Source organism: Cyanobacterium sp. Dongsha4, from assembly GCF_036345015.1.
Taxonomy (GTDB): Bacteria; Cyanobacteriota; Cyanobacteriia; order Cyanobacteriales; family Cyanobacteriaceae; genus PCC-10605.
Window position 1 is genome coordinate 3,038,462 of sequence record NZ_CP084098.1, and the last position, 18,608, is coordinate 3,057,069.

General features: G+C 33.9%; 15 protein-coding genes and 1 pseudogene. 8 read left to right on the forward strand and 8 right to left on the reverse strand.

The window, feature by feature from the left end; all coding sequences use genetic code 11:
* Positions 1–4: 4 nt before the first annotated feature.
* Positions 5–223: a DUF4327 family protein gene (locus Dongsha4_RS13035; RefSeq protein WP_015218041.1), complete on the reverse strand. Its 219-nt coding sequence runs from the start codon at positions 221–223 to the stop codon at positions 5–7.
* Positions 224–832: 609 nt separating this feature from the next.
* On the opposite strand from Dongsha4_RS13035, the gene Dongsha4_RS13040 reads away from it, so the two are divergent.
* Positions 833–1,702 carry a lipid kinase gene (locus Dongsha4_RS13040; RefSeq protein WP_015218042.1) on the forward strand — a complete coding sequence of 290 codons (870 nt, stop codon included), beginning with the start codon at positions 833–835 and terminating at the stop codon, positions 1,700–1,702.
* A gap of 36 nt (positions 1,703–1,738) precedes the next feature.
* On the opposite strand, the pseudogene Dongsha4_RS13045 reads toward Dongsha4_RS13040, so the two are convergent.
* Positions 1,739–1,858, reverse strand: a pseudogene (locus Dongsha4_RS13045) (ISAs1-like element ISVer2 family transposase); the annotation flags it as partial.
* Between the two features lie 272 nt (positions 1,859–2,130).
* On the opposite strand from Dongsha4_RS13045, the gene Dongsha4_RS13050 reads away from it, so the two are divergent.
* Complete coding sequence (locus tag Dongsha4_RS13050) at positions 2,131–3,273, forward strand: cysteine desulfurase family protein (protein WP_330202798.1); 1,143 nt, start codon at positions 2,131–2,133, stop codon at positions 3,271–3,273.
* 348 nt (positions 3,274–3,621) lie between these two features.
* Here Dongsha4_RS13050 and trpD read toward each other — a convergent pair whose 3' ends face one another.
* A complete protein-coding gene (trpD, locus tag Dongsha4_RS13055; protein ID WP_330202799.1) occupies positions 3,622–4,653 on the reverse strand; it encodes an anthranilate phosphoribosyltransferase in 1,032 nt (343 codons plus the stop codon).
* 484 nt (positions 4,654–5,137) lie between these two features.
* Between trpD and Dongsha4_RS13060 the strand changes: the two genes are divergently transcribed.
* Together Dongsha4_RS13060 and Dongsha4_RS13065 are read left to right on the forward strand one after the other, a co-directional pair.
* Positions 5,138–6,007 (forward strand): hypothetical protein, encoded by an 870-nt coding sequence (locus tag Dongsha4_RS13060; protein WP_330202800.1) that lies wholly within the window; start codon positions 5,138–5,140, stop codon positions 6,005–6,007.
* A gap of 383 nt (positions 6,008–6,390) precedes the next feature.
* Entirely contained in the window at positions 6,391–8,394 is a 2,004-nt protein-coding gene (locus Dongsha4_RS13065; RefSeq protein WP_330202801.1) for an NAD(P)H-quinone oxidoreductase subunit 5, read from the forward strand.
* Positions 8,395–8,544: 150 nt separating this feature from the next.
* Here the strand turns inward: Dongsha4_RS13065 and Dongsha4_RS13070 are convergent, their stop codons facing one another.
* The 5 genes from Dongsha4_RS13070 to acs all read right to left on the reverse strand — a co-directional run bounded on the left by Dongsha4_RS13070 (position 8,545) and on the right by acs (position 15,139).
* Positions 8,545–10,872, reverse strand: a complete 2,328-nt coding sequence (locus tag Dongsha4_RS13070; protein ID WP_330202802.1) for a transglutaminase TgpA family protein — start codon at positions 10,870–10,872, stop codon at positions 8,545–8,547.
* A gap of 78 nt (positions 10,873–10,950) precedes the next feature.
* A complete protein-coding gene (locus Dongsha4_RS13075; RefSeq protein ID WP_330202803.1) occupies positions 10,951–11,169 on the reverse strand; it encodes a type II toxin-antitoxin system HicB family antitoxin in 219 nt (72 codons plus the stop codon).
* A 121-nt stretch (positions 11,170–11,290) separates the two neighbouring features.
* Positions 11,291–11,935 (reverse strand): MAE_28990/MAE_18760 family HEPN-like nuclease, encoded by a 645-nt coding sequence (locus Dongsha4_RS13080; RefSeq protein WP_330202804.1) that lies wholly within the window; start codon positions 11,933–11,935, stop codon positions 11,291–11,293.
* On the reverse strand, positions 11,932–13,065 hold the full coding sequence (locus Dongsha4_RS13085; RefSeq protein ID WP_330202805.1) for a DUF262 domain-containing protein: 1,134 nt from the start codon (positions 13,063–13,065) through the stop codon (positions 11,932–11,934). Before Dongsha4_RS13085 ends, Dongsha4_RS13080 begins: the two co-directional genes overlap by 4 nt.
* A 100-nt stretch (positions 13,066–13,165) precedes the next feature.
* Positions 13,166–15,139 (reverse strand): acetate--CoA ligase, encoded by a 1,974-nt coding sequence (gene acs / locus Dongsha4_RS13090; protein WP_330202806.1) that lies wholly within the window; start codon positions 15,137–15,139, stop codon positions 13,166–13,168.
* A 284-nt stretch (positions 15,140–15,423) separates the two neighbouring features.
* On the opposite strand from acs, the gene Dongsha4_RS13095 reads away from it, so the two are divergent.
* From Dongsha4_RS13095 to Dongsha4_RS13110, 4 genes are all read left to right on the forward strand, one after another.
* Positions 15,424–16,488, forward strand: a complete 1,065-nt coding sequence (locus tag Dongsha4_RS13095) for an AAA family ATPase (protein ID WP_330202807.1) — start codon at positions 15,424–15,426, stop codon at positions 16,486–16,488.
* A complete protein-coding gene (locus Dongsha4_RS13100) occupies positions 16,488–17,108 on the forward strand; it encodes a DUF3226 domain-containing protein (protein WP_330202808.1) in 621 nt (206 codons plus the stop codon). Before Dongsha4_RS13095 ends, Dongsha4_RS13100 begins: the two co-directional genes overlap by 1 nt.
* A 201-nt stretch (positions 17,109–17,309) precedes the next feature.
* Positions 17,310–17,612, forward strand: coding sequence for a hypothetical protein (locus Dongsha4_RS13105; RefSeq protein ID WP_099436074.1), 303 nt, complete (start codon positions 17,310–17,312; stop codon positions 17,610–17,612).
* 171 nt (positions 17,613–17,783) lie between these two features.
* On the forward strand, positions 17,784–18,416 hold the full coding sequence (locus Dongsha4_RS13110; protein WP_330202809.1) for a CatB-related O-acetyltransferase: 633 nt from the start codon (positions 17,784–17,786) through the stop codon (positions 18,414–18,416).
* Positions 18,417–18,608: the final 192 nt, after the last annotated feature.

An 18,608-nucleotide genomic window follows, 5' to 3' on the forward strand; every position in this document is an offset into this window, starting at 1 on the left:
TTTTTTAATCTTCCCAAGTTTCAGGTTGAATTAAATCAATAATATGATCTCTCAATAAATAACCATTAAATTCTAATTCTATTTCAATTGTGTGCCATTCTCCCGCAGGAATAAAATTACATAGGGTATAGATAGGTTGTTGTCTGCTAATTAGTCCTTTTGAGACTAATTCTTTTGCTTTTTGTTTAATAATACCCACAGAATAAATGGTTTTAACACTCATAATTTTATCCCATTAATAACATCTATTTCAATACAATTCCAAGAGAATTTATCTGGCAAACTATCACGTATAAATTAAAATTGATTAATATTTATCAATAATAGAAATAATCCCTTTTGATAATATAAGATAATTAATAATTAATAGATTATTCTTAATCAACTAGGTTCACTGAAAACATATATAAAAACAATCAATTTTTACTAAAAAAGCTGTAAAAATTCTGGTGATAATTTCTCAAATATATCTTCTTATCTAACTTCTGAACAAAAAACTATTGAACAAAAAGTTAGAGGATTATTACTCATTATCTCAGATAAAAATACTTTTACCAGACTGAAAAAGTAATCTTAATCTTTTCTTTAACTTATGATCTAATCAAGATTAACTGTTAGAATTTGTTTTATCTGGTCAATTAGCAATCAGTAATTTTTAGTTAATTAAAGCCTTAAACCTGCAACCTGACACCTAAAACCTACCCCAGTTAAACATTCTTGTCATCAAACTGAGATTATAAAAACTGCTGACTTTTAATCACTGCCTATTTATCTCCCAAATCTGTCATATAACTGATATAACTAAGCTAAATAATAAACCTGATTAACAAAAATGGGTCGCAAAGCATTATTATTGATTAATCGCCATTCCCGTAAGGGTGAAAAGTCTTTACCTTTAGCTGTAGAGTATTTTTATGCCCATGACTTGGAATTGATTATTAAACCAGTCAAAGATGCCCAAGAGTTGGGAATTGTAGTCAGAGAATACCATCATCAAATTGATTTTGTCATTGTAGGTGGTGGTGATGGAACTTTGAATGCGGTCGTTGATAGCTTAGTAGAAACAAATTTACCTTTAGGTATTCTACCACTAGGAACGGCAAATGATTTAGCTCGAACCTTAAATATTCCTTTAGCTATGAGAGAGGCTTGTAATGTTATTGGTAACGGTAAACTAAAGTCTATTGATTTAGGGTGGGTTAACGGCAAATATTTTTTTAATGTCGCCAGTATGGGTTTAAGTGTTGATATTACAAAAAAGTTGTCTCGTGGTGTTAAGCGTCGTTGGGGAGTTTTTGCCTATGCCATCACAGCATTACAGGTTATCAGCACTGCTAGGCGTTTTTCTGCAACTATTAAGGTGGATAATGAAACTTTACCCGTTAAAACTGTCCAAATTGCGATCGGTAATGGTAGATATTACGGAGGTGGGATGGCGATCGCAAACGATGCGGCGATAGATGATCAAAGGCTTGATTTATATAGCATTGAGCTACAACACTGGTGGCAAATATTTCCTTTAATTTGGCATCTACCAAAAGGAGAACATCATCAACTACAATGGGTAAGGACAATAGAAGGCAAAGAGATAGAAATTCATACTTATAAGTCTTATAGTGTCAACACCGACGGTGAAATTACCACTATTACTCCTGCCAAATTTAAAGTTATTCCCCATGCTTTAAAAGTTTTTGTACCCTAAAATCTTATGCTTTTACTGTTTTATTTCTACACACTTAATCACTTTAGCTATCTCCTTTTGACATCCCATTGCATCAAAGGTAATGATACAACCATTAAGTTCTAAAACTACCAATAATTTGCGAATTGCCATAATTTCATTGGATTTATCTTCAATCAAATAAATGGTTCTAGGGTTTTCAATATGTTCTTGAAACCTCACGATAATTAACTTTCTCAATGATATTTACCATATCACTTTTTCATGAATTTTTAGTATGGGTTTGCCCTGCCAACTGAAACAAAAATAATGATTAAAAGCATTTCAAAGTCTATACTATTCATAGGGAAAAGATTTTAATCAAATTGTTAATAACTAATATTACTTCTAAATCTAATCCCCAATTCTAAATTCTTATAAGTCTTTGACACCTGAAAGCTAAAACTATCATGCAAATATATCTTGATTCTTGTGCCACCACTGCACCTCATCCGAAGGTTGTTAAATTGGTGCAAGAAATAATGGAAGATAATTGGGGTAATCCCTCTAGTTTACACTTTTGGGGGGAAAGATCTGCTATGGTTTTAGAAAAGGCTCGTTTTTCTGTGGCTTCTTTGCTTAATGCTGATTCTGGAGATAATATTATTTTTACTTCTGGTGGCACGGAGGCTGACAATTTAGCGGTTTTTGGCACGGTTTATCACTATTCTCAACCACAACACATAATTATTTCTAGTGTAGAACATTCTGCGATCGCATCTCCTGTTACCATGTTGGAAAAGCAGGGATGGCAGGTAACAAGATTACCAGTGAATAGAGAAGGTAGAGTCAATCCTGATGATTTAAGAAAAAATTTACAGGATAATACGGTATTAGTATCCATCATTTATGGACAAAGTGAAGTCGGCACGATTCAGCCTATTACGGAGTTAGCTAATATAACAAAAACCTACAGTAAGGCTTTATTTCATACTGATGCAGTGCAGGTAATGGGGCGCACTTTTGTTGATGTATCGGCTTTAAATGTTGATTTATTGTCTCTGTCTGGACATAAATTTTATGGTATGCAAGGAGCGGGGGCATTATATATTAGAGAAGGCGTTAAGTTGCAACCTCTTATAGGCGGTGGGGGACAAGAATTAGGGTTACGTTCAGGTACACAAGCACTATGTGCGATCGCAGCTTTGGGATTAGCATCCCAATTAGCCCAAAAAAATTTAGAAAGCGAGAGTTTAAGGTTAAGGGAATTAAGAGACTATTTCATTGACTTAGTAGAGGAAGAATGCCCTTATTTACAACTAACAGGAGATAGATATTATCGTTTGCCCCATCATGCCAGTTTTATCATTAACCATCCTCATAGAGAAATTACAGGGCGAAAAATGGTGAGGGATTTAAACCTAGCTGGTATAGGTATCAGTGCTGGTTCAGCTTGTAGTAGTGGTAAATCTTTACCATCTCCCACTCTTTTAGCCATGGGATACTCAGAAACTGAAGCCCTCCGAGGAATTAGAATAAGTTGCGATCGCACTACCACTAAAGAAGACTTAGAATGGGTAGTAATGGTTATCAATCAATTAATGAGCCGTTAGGGAAGATGAGTTAGGGGTTAGGGGTTAGGGGTTAGGAGTTAAGACTTAGAAATTATTAATTAACCTGAGTTTTGGATAAGCTGAAAGCTGAAACCAACTCGTAGTCAGAAAACCTTATAGCTTCTTAGAAATAACGATAAAATTGCCTTAACCCGAACTAACGTAAAATCAATTTATTCAGCTTTTTTGTCAATAATTATTGCTTTTAACTCCGAACTCCGAACTCCGAACTCAGGTGACACCTAACCTTATCGGATATTCTTAAACCAAACTGAGGTTAATTATTCACTATACATCTTTGCCCTTGCCCCTTGTCCTTTTGCTCACTAAAATCTTTTTCAGCAACCTCTACTTATAGAAATTTACCAATTCAGTTAATTTATCCCACGCTTTTCCACTAGCAATTATATCGAGACATTTTTCAATACCCTGAAGATGTTTTCCAAAAGGAATTACTCCCGCCACCTGCAACGCTAGAGAAGCATTTAAAGCCACGACTTCGGTTTGTGCTTTTGTTCCCTTTCCTTGCAATACAGAGCTTAAAATAGCCGCATTTTCTTCGACATTACCACCTTTCAAAGCCGCTAAAGACTCACGGTGCAAATTTAACTCTTGAGGATTAATCGTTGTTGTGGTAATTTCACCTTCATTTAGTAATGCTATGTCAGTAATATCTCCTAAACCTGCCTCATCTAATTTTTCTCTACCGTGTAAAACAACGCCTCTATTTATCGATAGTAATTTTAAGGCTTCAGCCACAGGATTGATAAATTGAGAATCATAAACTCCAATAACTTGCCCTGTGGGATATAAAGGATTAACTAAAGGACCTAATAGATTAAATATAGTCCTAATTTTTAACTCTTTTCGTATTGGTGCAACGGATTTCATCGCAGGATGCCATCCGGGGGCAAATAGAAAAGTTATTCCAACTTCTGAAAGGGCTTCTTTTGCTATTTTGTCACTAACATTCAGTTTAATTCCTAAATATTCTAATACATCCGCAGATCCTACTTTACTAGAAGCAGAGCGATTACCATGTTTTGCTACCTTAACTCCTGCCGCAGATGCCACAAAAGCAACAGCTGTGGAAATATTAAAAGTAGATGCACCATCTCCTCCTGTGCCACAAGTATCAATCACAGCCTCTGAATAATCAATTTTCTCTGATTGTAGGGATTGATTTTGTAAAATTCTTGCCATACCTGCTAATTCTTCTGCACAGACACCTTTTGCTTGAATAGCGGTTAAAATCGCCCCAGAAAGGGCAGGAGAGATTTCTTCTTTAAGCCATCCCGTCATTAACTCTCCTGCTTGAGTTTCGGTGAGGGATTGTTTCTCTAATAGTTGTTTGAGTAAATCAGACCAATCTTTATCCATTAATCCTTTAATCTTTCAATATAATGCTTATTATCGCTATAATCCTATCAGAGAATAAGCTAGGAAGCATATAAATCATCGGGATGCGCTGGGCAAAAGACAACGGATAACAGGCAACAAGTAACAGTTTGAATCGTTTTTAAGAATTAAATCAAAATTGTTAATTGAGAATAGTCTCATCAATAATTACATTTTTGTTGAGTAGTTCAGCAAAATACTTTTAAGAAATTCAGGGAAAAGCCGAAAAATTTAACTATTCCCTTAGATAAATAGATTTTAATTTTAATGTTACAAGAGTTCTAAAAAATAGTTAGGAAGATGGATTATATATCAAGTATTATTCTTCACAATCAATTATCTACAAGTATTCTCACAGTTATATATATAAAGTTTTATTGCATTATTTCCCGAAAAATTGTAATCTATAATACCATAATCTGAATAGTAAAATCTCATTATAATATATTTAAGGAATAAAATAACTATGGCTAGAAGAAAAACCAAAGCAACAACAGGTTTAAGTAATCCTAAATCTAAAGTAAATTTGACTATAACTCCTGAAGCTAAAAGTGCTTTAGATGTTATCACCAAAGAAATGGGGTTAACCAGATCTGCTTTATTTGAGGGGCTTTTAAATGGGTCTATTTCTCTTTCTAGCCAAAACTCAGAAAAGAATATTGATATTAGTTTTAATGAGGATAAATCTGAGGGAGAAACTATTTCTCAAATCAATATTTTAGATGGAGAAAATATTAATAATCAAGAGGAAAAAAAAAGCTCCGTTTCTGAAAATTTAGAAGATTATAAAAATAAAATTAGTCATTTAGAAAAAGAGATAAAAGTGCAAGAGGAAAAAAATAATTCTCTTGAACAGGAATTAATTAAAAAATCTTCTGAAATTCAAAGTTTAGGGGAACAAATCAAGAATTTAAGTACGGTAGAAAAAGCAAAAAATAATCATAGTTTTGAAGCAAAGGTTACTGAATTACAGAAAATTATAGATGAGAAAAACAGTGCGATCGCATCTTTAGAAGCAAAAATCGGTCACTTAGAACAGGAAGTTAAGAAGTCAGAAGAATCTGATAATTTATCTTTACAACAAGACCTTGTTGAGCAACTAAAATCTCAAATAGAATCACAAAATAGACAAATACACGACTTAGAACAAGCAAAAAATAACGCTATTTCTTCTACTAGAAACAGTTATGATAGTGGCATTCAAAATCACCTTACCCTAACTAACGAAAAACAAAAAACTATAATTGAACACTTAGAAAAAAGAATTGCTGAATTAGAAAGTTTTGCATCCATTGGAGAACAATTCCTCAATAAATGGCGTTCAAAAGCATATTAGTCATTTAAGTAATTGGTCATAAATGGGATAGAGGTGTTACCTGAGTTCGGAGTTCGGAGTTCGGAGTTAAAAGTAATAATTATTGACAAAAAAGCTGAATAAATTGATTTTAAATGAGTTTTTCCTAAATTTAATAATTTTTTATTCCAAAATTGGCTCGATGATAACTCTCAACGCTTTATTTTTCGATACTTTTTTCATCGAACTCAGGTAGGTGTTGGGTTTCAGGTGTTAAGGAAGCGTGTTAATTAAACACTTTTGCCTCTTGCCTACCTTAACCGACAATTTTATATCGAACTGAAGATAAGAATAATTTTTTGATCCATAGACGATCAAGCTATGTCACAATGAAGACGATATAAATAAATTGAACAATAACTAGCATGGATAGTTTGAAATTATACGAGTACGCATGGTTAGTACCCGTTTTACCCCTACTCTCTGCAATGGTAGTGGGTCTGGGATTAATTTCTTTTAACCAGTTTACTAATAAATTACGACAAGTTAACTCTATTTTTATAATCTCTACCACAGGAGTTTCTCTAGCTTTATCCATCGGACTTTTTTGGAGTCAGTGGCAAGGTCATGAAGCCTTTACTAAAATGTTTGAATGGGCATCAGCAGGAGATTTCACCCTCAGTATGGGTTATACCATTGACCACCTCAGCAGTTTGATGATGGTAATTGTCTGTACTGTTGCCCTTCTGGTCATGATCTACACTGATGGTTATATGGCTCATGATGCTGGTTATGTGCGTTTTTACGCCTATCTGAGCATCTTTGCTTCTTCCATGTTGGGCTTAGTTATTAGTCCTAATTTAGTACAAGTCTATATTTTCTGGGAATTGGTGGGGATGGCTTCTTATCTCCTCATCGGTTTTTGGTACGATCGCAAAGCGGCGGCGGATGCTTGTCAAAAGGCTTTTGTTACCAACCGTGTGGGTGATTTTGGCTTACTCCTCGGTATGCTTGGTTTATATTGGGCAACTGGTAGCTTTGATTTTGGTGTAATGGGCGATCGCCTCCAAGAATTAGTGATTTCGGGTAATATTGGCAGTTGGTTAGCGATTTTATTCGGTATTCTCGTCTTTTTAGGACCTGTGGCTAAATCTGCCCAATTTCCTCTCCATGTGTGGCTTCCTGATGCGATGGAAGGTCCTACCCCCATTTCTGCGTTAATTCATGCGGCGACGATGGTTGCGGCTGGTGTATTTTTAATCGCTAGAATGTACCCTGTATTTGAGCCGATTCCTGAAGTGATGACGGTGATTGCTTGGACAGGTTGCTTTACTGCTTTTTTGGGGGCAACTATTGCCTTAACTCAAAATGACATCAAAAAAGGTTTAGCTTATTCCACCATCTCCCAGTTAGGTTATATGGTGATGGCCATGGGCATTGGCGGTTATAGTGCAGGTTTATTTCACCTCATGACTCATGCTTATTTTAAAGCGATGTTATTCTTATGCTCTGGTTCAGTTATTCACGGCATGGAAGAAGTAGTTGGCCATGAACCCGTTTTAGCTCAAGATATGCGTTTGATGGGAAATTTGCGTAAGTATATGCCCATTACCTCCACCTGTTTTTTAATCGGTACTTTGGCGATTTGTGGTATTCCTCCTTTTGCTGGATTTTGGTCTAAAGACGAGATTCTCGGTTTAGCCTTTGAAGCCAATCCTGCTCTCTGGTTAGTGGGTTGGTTAACGGCTGGTATGACCGCATTTTATATGTTCAGAATGTACTTTATGACCTTTGAAGGAGACTTTAGGGGTAAAAATGAAAAAATTAAAGCCGATTTACTCCAAGCGGCAGGAATGAGCGTTTCTGAAGGTGGTCATCACGGAGAAAAACCCCATGAATCCCCTGCAACTATGACTTTTGCTTTGGTCATGTTAGCAATTCCTTCTGTGTTTATTGGTTTGATTGGTTTTCCTTGGAATAACCGTTTTGAAGCCTTTATTTTCTCTCCCAATGAAGTGGAAGAAGTTGCCCATCATTTTGACTTAACCGAGTTTTTAATCATGGGTGGTAATTCCGTTGGTATCGCTTTAATCGGTATCACCATCGCTTCTTTAATGTATCTTCAAGGTAAAATTGACCCAAGTGCGATCGCATCTAAGTTTCCTAGTTTGTATAACTTATCCTTAAATAAATGGTACTTTGACGATATTTACGACAAAATCTTTGTTAAAGGTAGTCGTCGTGTTGCTCGTGCCATTATGGAAGTGGATTATAAAGTCGTTGATGGTGCAGTTAACTTAACAGGATTAGTAACCATCATTAGCGGTGAGGGCTTAAAATACTTAGAAAATGGTAGAGTACAATTTTACGCTCTCATTGTTTTCGGAGCTGTTCTAGGTTTCGTGGTTGCCTTTAGTGTAGTCGGTTAACCTCTTGAAATTAAGTAATAAGTAGTAAGTAGTAAGTAGTAAGTAATAAATTGGGCTAATTAATAATTCACAACCATTCACATTAAATCAATTATTGTTAACAATTTAAAATTAAAACTTTATCTCTTTATTTCGCAACAACTCTATTAATTATTTAAGAGGAGAAAGTTGGGCAAAACTTTTCTTTAAAAGTTGATATTGAGATGTTAAATAGTCCATGTTTGGAGTTATATCACCATAACGCCATTGCACATAATTATTACTAATTAAAAATACTATTTCCCATTGCTCTAATATTAAAAAATCTCGTAAACTTTCACAATATTCTTTAGGAGTTTGAGAAGGAAGTTTCGGATAGCCTTTTTCTTTTAATAAATCTAACATTTCTCTGTACAATTTCTCTGTAGGATTAAGGCGAGATAAATAATTGTGATATAGAAATTTTTTCACTGCCAAAAATCCTAACCAACCTAAAAAAGCAACCATAATTAATCCTAATATCCCCACCAAAATACCCAAAAAACTACCAGTTAAAAACTGCCATAATTTTCCTAGCCAACCTGCACGAAAAATATTCAAAATAGAATCAGTAATTTTACTAAATAAAGCGGTAATAAATGCCGTAATAGGGGGAGGCAACCAACCTGCAATCCATTTCCAGAAAATTCCTAAAACACCGAAAGGATTATCGTCTTGAAAAGAAGGTGGTATAATTTCATGACCGGGTAAAGGATCAAAATAAAACCAACCATAGCTAGGAAAATAAACTTCTGTCAAAGCATGAGCATCGGTATTATGTACAATATAGTAGCCCGTAAAAGGGTTAAATTGCCCACTAGCAAAACCAACGGTAAAACGGGCAGGAATATCTAAAGCCCTTAACATCATGGTGTAAACTGTGGCAAATTGATCAGGAAATCCTCCCCCATTGGCTAAGAATGCGGTAATAATATCTTCTCCTTCTTCTAGTAACGGATTATCTGTTTTTACTTGATAATTTTGTTTGAGAGCTTGAGCAAGATATAAGGCTTTATCATAATTAGAAGGTAACTCTCTACCTGCTTTTGTCATCAACTCTTCTGCTTTTTCCCTTAAATTCTTTTTAGTAGAAAGTGGAATATCCAAGTAATATTTTGCGATCGCATCAGGATAATTATCTCCTGCTAATTGTAAATCTGTTTGACTACGATAGGGAACTCTGGAAATAACCGTATAAGTTAAACCTTCAATTAATCCAGCAGGCGATCGCATACTTCCTTCTGTATCAAGAGCAATTGCGGCGGCGGGAAAATAAAGATATTGAGGATAAGATAGAGCAGGAATAATATTAGGAAGATCTCTAACAACAGTATAAGTCTGAATTATTTTTTTTGTTTCGGCGGTGATAGCTGGTAAAGAGATATTAAATTGATAATTCCAAAAATTGCGCTTAACATCAATGGTTTGCTCTTCCCTAGATATTTCCCATCCTTGCCCTGTATAGCGATCAAAAGATAGTACACGCCAAAAACCGGGGGCTTGAGAGCGAATTCTGAAGAGGATTTTTCTTTCGGTGATAAGGTTATTGGTATTTTGATTAATGGTCGTGTTAAAACCATAATAACCACTATCATCAGCTCCAGTGCCTCCTTGCCCATCACCCATTATATCCCCCCTTAAAGTACCATCAGGATTATACCCGGGGTTAACAATGCTTCTATCTCCTCCCTGAAAATCACGATTTTCAAAACCTTCTGGGGCACTAACAGGAAATGATTGAATTTGATAACTAGGGTAACGGGGCATAATCGCAAAAATGAATAAGCCCAAAGAAAGGATTATAAGAGAAAGAGAAAGAATTTTTTTAGGGGATAAAGGCGAACTTTGCCATAATTGTTTTTGCCGAAATAAGTTTTTTTCCTGTTTGAGTTGTCTAAAATTCTCTTCCCAAACATTTAACCCCATGCGTGAACGATAGTCTAAAACAAGAGTAGGAATACCTAATAATAATAAAGCTAATAACCACGGTGCAAAAGCTAAAGTTTGAGATAAAGTTGCAGATACTCCAATTAATATTAAACCGATAATCATGGAGTAACCTAAATCTTTACGACGAGGTAAATCAAAGCTGTGTAAAACCTGTAATTGTACTAAAAATTCAGCTAAGACTAAACGGGTATCATTAAGACTTTGAATTAGATTTCCTAAAAAAATCATTAAAGTGATAATCATTCCCATAGCAAGAGCAAACTTAAGGGCAATATTTTTCTTTTTTCTACGACGCCAACTAACTACTGCTCCCACAATGCTTAAAGGAATAGCCCAAATACTCATCGGATAAAGACTTTGAGCCGCAACGTCTGTGGCAATGATGCCCACTATTACCATTATTTGTACCAATGTGCGAAAAAGGATTGATTCTTCAGTAGGAGGTTTAGGCATAGCCTCTATTTTTTCGATCAATTCCCGAATGGTTGGATTATTCCTTAACTGTTGCATTGTTGATGGTTTAAATTTATCTCTGTATTTTAAACTAAATTAGATAACCGTTTGCAGTCTATCCCATTAATAAAATAATTAAGCAACTTGTAAACTTTTAGGTTGAGGAATCATATCCCCTTTTTCTTGCCATATTTCTAAATACATTTCGATCACTTCCTCTCCATTTTCGATGGCTTCTTGACGAGTTTTACCGTGACAATAAGGCATCATTACTTTATCCGCAAATTCAGGTATTGTTACTAAAAAAAGTTGATCTTCTTGTGACCATTCAATTACCATAGTATATTGACTCATTAGTTATTTTTCTTCTTAATTTTTTCTAATTCTTTTTGCGAAATAGACAAAACCGTCTTTTGCAATTTGTACTTTTAATTCTCTAATTTTTCTCGGCATTAATATTCATTATGACTCTAATTTAATACCTTTTATATTTTTCCTGAAGACAAGCATTTTCTACTTGATTTTTAAATATGTTTAGTAAATTGATTATTTCTATATGTAACTCTAAATATTCTTCTCGATCAATTAACAAATAATTTCCGTGTGCAATTTCATTTCTTGATTTTAACAATTTTTCATCGATTAATTTAGACTTAGTGGAATAATCAGCAAAATTTAATCCTAAAATTGACATTATCTCCTTCAACATTTCTGAGGAAAGATTAGACGCAGTTGAAATAGCCTCTTTCGGTAAATTACTTTTTTTATTTAATTCAAACAAAAAAAAATCACATACAGGTATATACAAAGAAGGTTTATTTGTATCTTTCGTCTCTTTTAATTTTTCTTTCATTGCTAAAGCAACAAAATTACTAGCAAGTTGATCATAAGAAAGTTTCTGCATTCTGACAAATTCTAAATAAGAATTAGACGCTAACTTAACAAACCCTTCCCAATGAGCATACAATATACAAATACCACTACGAAGAAAGAGTTTATGTTTTTGCTCAGAAATATCCTTTAATTCAATTAAAGATTTAACTTCTGATAATTCTTTTTTTCTCCATGCCAAATCTTCAGCTAGTATATCGCTTAATTGTTCTATGGTTCTGATTTTCATGAGGATGCAAACAATTTTCTCCCAAGAGGAATAAGATTACGGAAACGTGTTTTTGCATTTATACCTGCACCATAATTTTTGAGATAAGTAGAATCTAACCACATTTGTTTAATTAAATCATACATTTTATTTTCAGCTGGTAATTGTTTGTAGTTATATCCAATACCTAATGCGATCACCTCAAACGGAGATAAAAGAAATCCGCCTAAAAATCTCTCTTGCTCAACTTTGTATTTTTTAAAAGTATCCTCTCCAGTGGTTTTATCAATAAAATGAAATGTTGTTTTGAAAGCTCTTTCTATTTTTTCGTAGTCTAAATTTTCTTTTAAAGCCATCTCTCGCATTTCATTCGTCAAAAACTCACTAACTTCACTACTTAATTCATTGATCTTTGTTTCATCTCTATCAAAAAGAAGTACAAAACGTAAAACTAATTCCATATCGTATTGTTCTTCATACAATCGATCGCTTAAAGCAACACAATTTTTAAATGGTTCATAATTTGCTAAGTTTCGTATCAATTCAAATAGTTTTTTATTGAGCATTACTAGAATACAATTTCTTACCTCTTGAGGTTTGGCGATCGAACCACCCATATTAAGTCTTTGAAATAGTTCATATTTAATCATGGGATCACTTTCTTTTTGAACTATATTTACAGCAATTTTTGCTCTTTTTATTAATAAGCGTTGTGTTGGAGTTAGGGAATTTTTAGGATCATTGGGATCATTCCATTTTTTACCTTGTAAAGAAGGTAAATAAATTGTTTTTTGTAAGGCTATTAATTCTTCAATTTCATCGTCTTTTTGTTTATTTAAAATACCCGCAAATTCATAAATAGTTGACAATCTTTGCACCCCATCAACTACATCCCAAACACCATCATCTCTTTGGCTAACAAAAATGGCAGGAATTGGAATACCTAATAAAATTGATTCTATAAAAGTTGATTTTTGATACTCAGTCCAACGAAAAAACCTTTGAAAATCAGGATAAATATTAATCTCTTTATTTTCATATAAGCTCATTAATTCTCCAATTGACATAGAATATCCATCGGTACGAATTTCTTGTCTTCTTTGATCAATTTCTTCTTGTAGATTCTTTGGTTTGGCTAGAGTATTTTCCATAAAAGACCTTTACAATAGTTCAGAAGTTAGCATCAATTAACCTAAATTAATTTTAGTAGAAAAAATGATGGTGAGCTAAAAAGCCCACCACTGGCAGAATTTATGCTCCTTCTCTTAATTTATCTAAGACGCTACGATCTTCTAAAGTAGAAGTATCTCCTGCAATCTCTTGCCCAGAAGCTAAACTACGCAATAATCGACGCATAATCTTGCCCGATCGCGTCTTCGGCATTCCCTCTGTAAATTTGATTTCTCCCGGACGTGCGATCGCACCTATTTCTTGGACAACATGGGCTTTCAATTCATTTGCTAACTCATCACTAGGAGTAAAACCATCTTCGAGGGTAATAAAAGCAAAGATTTCTTCCCCTTTAATTTCATCAGGTTTACCCACAACCGCCGCCTCAGCCACCGCAGGATGAGACACCAAAGCCGATTCCACTTCCATCGTACCTAAACGGTGTCCAGAAACATTTATTACATCATCCACACGACCCATTACCCAGAAATAACCATCCTCATCCCGTCTCGCACCATCTCCAGCAAAATAGAGATATTGTCCATCTTTCGGTGCAATATGTTCCCAATAGGTATTACGGAAGCGATCGGGATCTCCATATACTGTCCTCATCATACCAGGCCAAGGATGCTTAACCACCAAATAACCCCCCTCATTATCACCAACGGGATTACCGTCTAAATCCACCACATCAGCAATAATACCGGGGAAAGGATGAGTAGCAGAACCCGGTTTAGTAGGAGTAGCACCGGGGAGAGGAGTAATCATAACGCCTCCCGTTTCCGTTTGCCACCAAGTATCCACAATGGGACATTTTTCCTTCCCTATTACCTTGTGATACCACATCCACGCCTCTGGGTTAATAGGTTCACCCACAGTACCTAAAAGTCTTAAAGAAGATAAGTCACGGGCATTGGGATGATGTTCTCCCATTTTGATAAACGCACGGATAGCAGTGGGTGCAGTATAGAAAATATTTACTCCGTATTTCTCTATTACATCCCAGAAACAACCGAGGTTAGAAGGACGAGGTACACCTTCATACATAACGCTAGTAGCACCATTGGAAAGAGGTCCATAGACAATATAACTGTGTCCTGTAATCCAACCAACGTCCGCAGTACACCAGTAAACATCGTTGTCTCTGAGGTCAAAAATCCATTTGCTCGTCATGTGAGAGTAAAGGTTATACCCTCCTGTGGTGTGAACTACCCCCTTCGGTTTGCCCGTGCTACCACTGGTATAGAGAATAAATAGCATATCCTCACTATCCATCATTTCGGGTTCACAATGGGCGGATACTCCTGCTTGTAAGTCATGCCACCAATGATCTCTACCTGCTTCCATTTGTACTTTTTCTTTGGTGCGTTCTACCACCAACACATTCTCAACGCTAGGGGCATGGTTATCAGCAATGGCTAAGTCAACTTGTTCTTTTAGAGCTACCACTTTATCTTTACGGAAACCACCGTCAGCAGTTACTACTAATTTTGCTTGAGCGGCGTTAATTCTGTCTCTGAGGGCTTCGGCACTGAATCCGCCAAATACCACACTATGCACCGCCCCAATTCTGGCACAGGCTAACATTGCGATCGCAGCTTCGGGAATCATGGGCATATAGATAGCAACCACATCCCCTTTTTTCACTCCTAATTGCTTCATCACGTTGGCGCATTGACACACTTCCCGATGGAGTTGAGCGTATGTTAAAGTACGGCTATCCCCCGGCTCTCCTTCCCAGATAATCGCGGCTTTGTTACGTCTTGGGGTAGTTAAGTGGCGATCGAGGCAGTTATAAGAAATATTTATCTTTCCATTGACAAACCACTTAGCAAAGGGGGGATTACTCCAATCGAGAACCTGATCCCATTTTTGAAACCAGTGTAACTCTTTTTCTGCTAATTCTTCCCAAAACTTAACAGGATCTTGTACTGATTTGTTGTATAGTTCTTGATATTGCTCCCAACTTTTAATAGAGGCTTTTTCCGAAAATTCCGATGAGGGGGCAAAAGTACGTTTTTCTTTAAGTATCGATTCAATAGTTGGTTGAGACATAGATAAACTTTTATTATCTTTAAAATGTAGATCAAAACTCCAAACTAACTCATTTTGGGGTCACAAACTATTAATTTTTGTAGCTTTTTTCCATATAAATTCTCTTGATAATTTATTGTATTCTGAAAATAAAAGATGCGATCGCTGAAAGTGTATGTGCAAAACAAGATATAACTAAAAGATTAAAAGAAAATTCCGTTAGAATAATTAAAGTTTATAAAAATAAGTTTTTAGTACTTCAAGAATTATTATAAAAATTATTTATTTTTTGTTATACATAATCTATGTTTACAAATTTAACAGTTAAAAACTTCCGTTGTTTCCAAAATTTAACTTTAAACAATATATCAAGATTAAATCTAATTGGGGGGATGAATAATGTAGGTAAAACATCCTTATTAGAAGCAATATTCCTTTTGTTAGGTGCAAATATTCCTGATTTATCACTCAGAATTAATATGTTTAGGGGTATTGAACAATTCACAAATAATTATGAAACAATGTGGGGATGGCTATTTAATAATAAAAAGATAGATAATATTATTGAATTGATTGCAGAAAATAAAAATGAAACTAAACCTGAAATTTTAACAATTAACTTAAGTTCAGAAAATTTTTCTTTATCTCCACAGCAAAATATGCAAGATAAACCGAAATCACTTAGCTCATTAACGACAGAATTAATTCCAAATAAACTCAATCTAACTTACAAAAAAGGTGATTTAAAAGTAGATTCCAACTTAATGGTTACTCCGGAAGGCTTAATAACTGGAAAAAGAGAACCTATTTATTTAAAACCAGGAATTTTTATTTCCTCTAAACTTCGCTCCAATAGAGAAGATACAGAAAGATTTAGTAATTTGGAAAAGAAAAATCGTCAAGATAAAATAGTTAATATCCTACAGTTATTAGAACCTAGATTGGAGCGTTTAGCAGTTTTGATTGAAGGAGGTTTGCCTATGATTGCAGGAGATATTGGAATAGGAGAATTAATCCCAATTGCTTACATGGGTGAAGGAATTTCCCGCTTACTATCGATAATATTAGCTATAGCTACAACAGAAAATGGAGTAGTTTTAATTGACGAAATTGAAAATGGGTTACATTATTCGAAAATAACTGATATATGGAAAGGAATAGATTTAATTTCTCGTCAAACTAATACCCAAATATTTGCTACTACCCACAGTTTTGAATGTATAACATCAGCCCACCAAGCATTTAATAATGATAGTAATTACGATTTTACTTACCATCGATTAGAAAGAGTTAATGATTTTATTCAAGTATTTTCTTATGATAAAGAAACAATTAATACCTCTGTTGAAATGAATTTTGAAATGAGATAATGTCCCAAGAAATTAAACAAATTAATAAACCAAAATTATTAATTGGAGAAGGTAAAGATGAAATTAGATTCTTTCAAAGTTTTCTTAAATATTTAAACATTTGTGACATGATGGTAGAGTCTTACAATGGCAAGGATAACTTATATTCTTATCTAAAAACATTAGTATTGAGACCAAATTTTTCTCAATTGGTTTCTATTGGAATTACTAGAGATGCTGATAATAAACCCATTGATGACCTTTTTAAGAGTATTTGCTCTGCACTAAAAAGAGCAAATTTATCAAATCCGAATAATTATAATTTATCGAAATCAAGCAAAGGAACACCGAAAATTAATATATTTATTCTGCCAGATAATCAAAATTCGGGAATGCTAGAAACTTTATGCTTAAAATCATTAAAGAATGATATATCAATGAATTGTGTTGATAAATATTTTGATTGTATAAGACAAAAATCAGATATTTTCCCCAAAAACATAGATAAAGCTAAAATTCACGCTTGGTTAGCAAGTAGAGAAATTTCAGATAAACGATTAGCCGAAGCATCTGAAGTAGGTTACTTTGATTTTAATAACTCAGCTTTTGATAATTTAAAGGAATTTATCATATCCCTTTAATTAACTTGAAATTATATGAATTATCGCATTACAGTAGTGCCAAATCATTTGTATAAAAAAATGCTATCAAAAAAGCAATAAGCAATAGTGGTAGTATCTGATTTTTTTTGTAAAAAAATTTTTGAGTAGAATTTATAATTGTTATATAACTAAATTCTACAATGGAAAAGTAAACATTAATCAGGATAATAAATTCACCCGATGAAGAGAATACATATTGCTTTATCTACCCATAATTTAAAAGAAAGTATTGAAGAATATAGTAAACGTTTATCAGCATCGCCAATTATAATTATTGAGAACGAATATGCTTTGTGGAAAACAGAAACTGTCAATTTTTCTGTCAGACAAGATAAAAGTGTAAAACAGGGAAGTTTAAGACATTTAGGCTGGGAAGATTCCGAAGCAACAACATTTAGTCAAGAAATAGATGTAAATGGTATTATTTGGGAAAATTTTAATGAGCAAAACCAATTACAAGAAATAGAAAATCTATGGCATTAAAATAATTTGTTTATTCCTAAAAATCTCTTTATTTTCTAAATAAAAATAATAAGGTTGCTTAATAGTGATATTAAACATTATTAATTATTCTAAAAATAAATACTAAAAATATTCTTATCATGACCTATTGCTGAGATAAACTAAAATAATAGCTTAATTTACCAAGGTCAAATGACTTATCCGAATCCAGAGCAAACATATCCTTTAACTAACTATAATCGTCTTTGTTTCTTAAAAAATATCATCAAAAATCCGAATATAATTGTCGGTGATTTTACTTACTATGATGATTTTGAAAATCCTTTAAATTTTGAAAAAAACGTATTGTATCACTTTGATTTTATTGGTGATAAATTAATTATCGGTAAATTTTGTGCTATTGCTAGTAATGTTAGATTTATTATGAACGGTGCAAATCATCCTTTAAATAATTTTACTACCTATCCTTTCGCTATTTTCGGTAATGGATGGGAAGAAAAAATGTCTGTGGAAGCAACATCAAAAGGGGATATTATCATTGGAAATGATGTGTGGCTAGGTTACAATGCAACAATTATGCCTGGTGTTAAAATCGGGGATGGTGCTATTGTGGCTACTAATTCTGTGGTGACAAGAGATATTCCTGCTTATCATATTGTTGGCGGTAATCCTGCTCAAATTATTAGAAAACGTTTTGATGATGACATAATTAGTTTTTTATTAAAGTTAAAATGGTGGGATTGGTCTTTGGAAAAACTTACAAAATATATCCCTGTATTGTGTAGCAATAATCTTCAAGAACTCAAAAAAATTGTTGAGGAATAATTTTCTGAAAAAGATATTATTTTTGTTAGATAATCATGATATTTCTTGCAGAAGTCAGAGAAAGAGGAAAAATGAGTAAAACTCCTTCTAAATTATTCAAGTTTTATATAATTTTAAATTTTGCATTCATGTATATTTTTATTGATTAATCCTAAATAGATTTATATATAATTTATTTGTTGACGAGTCATA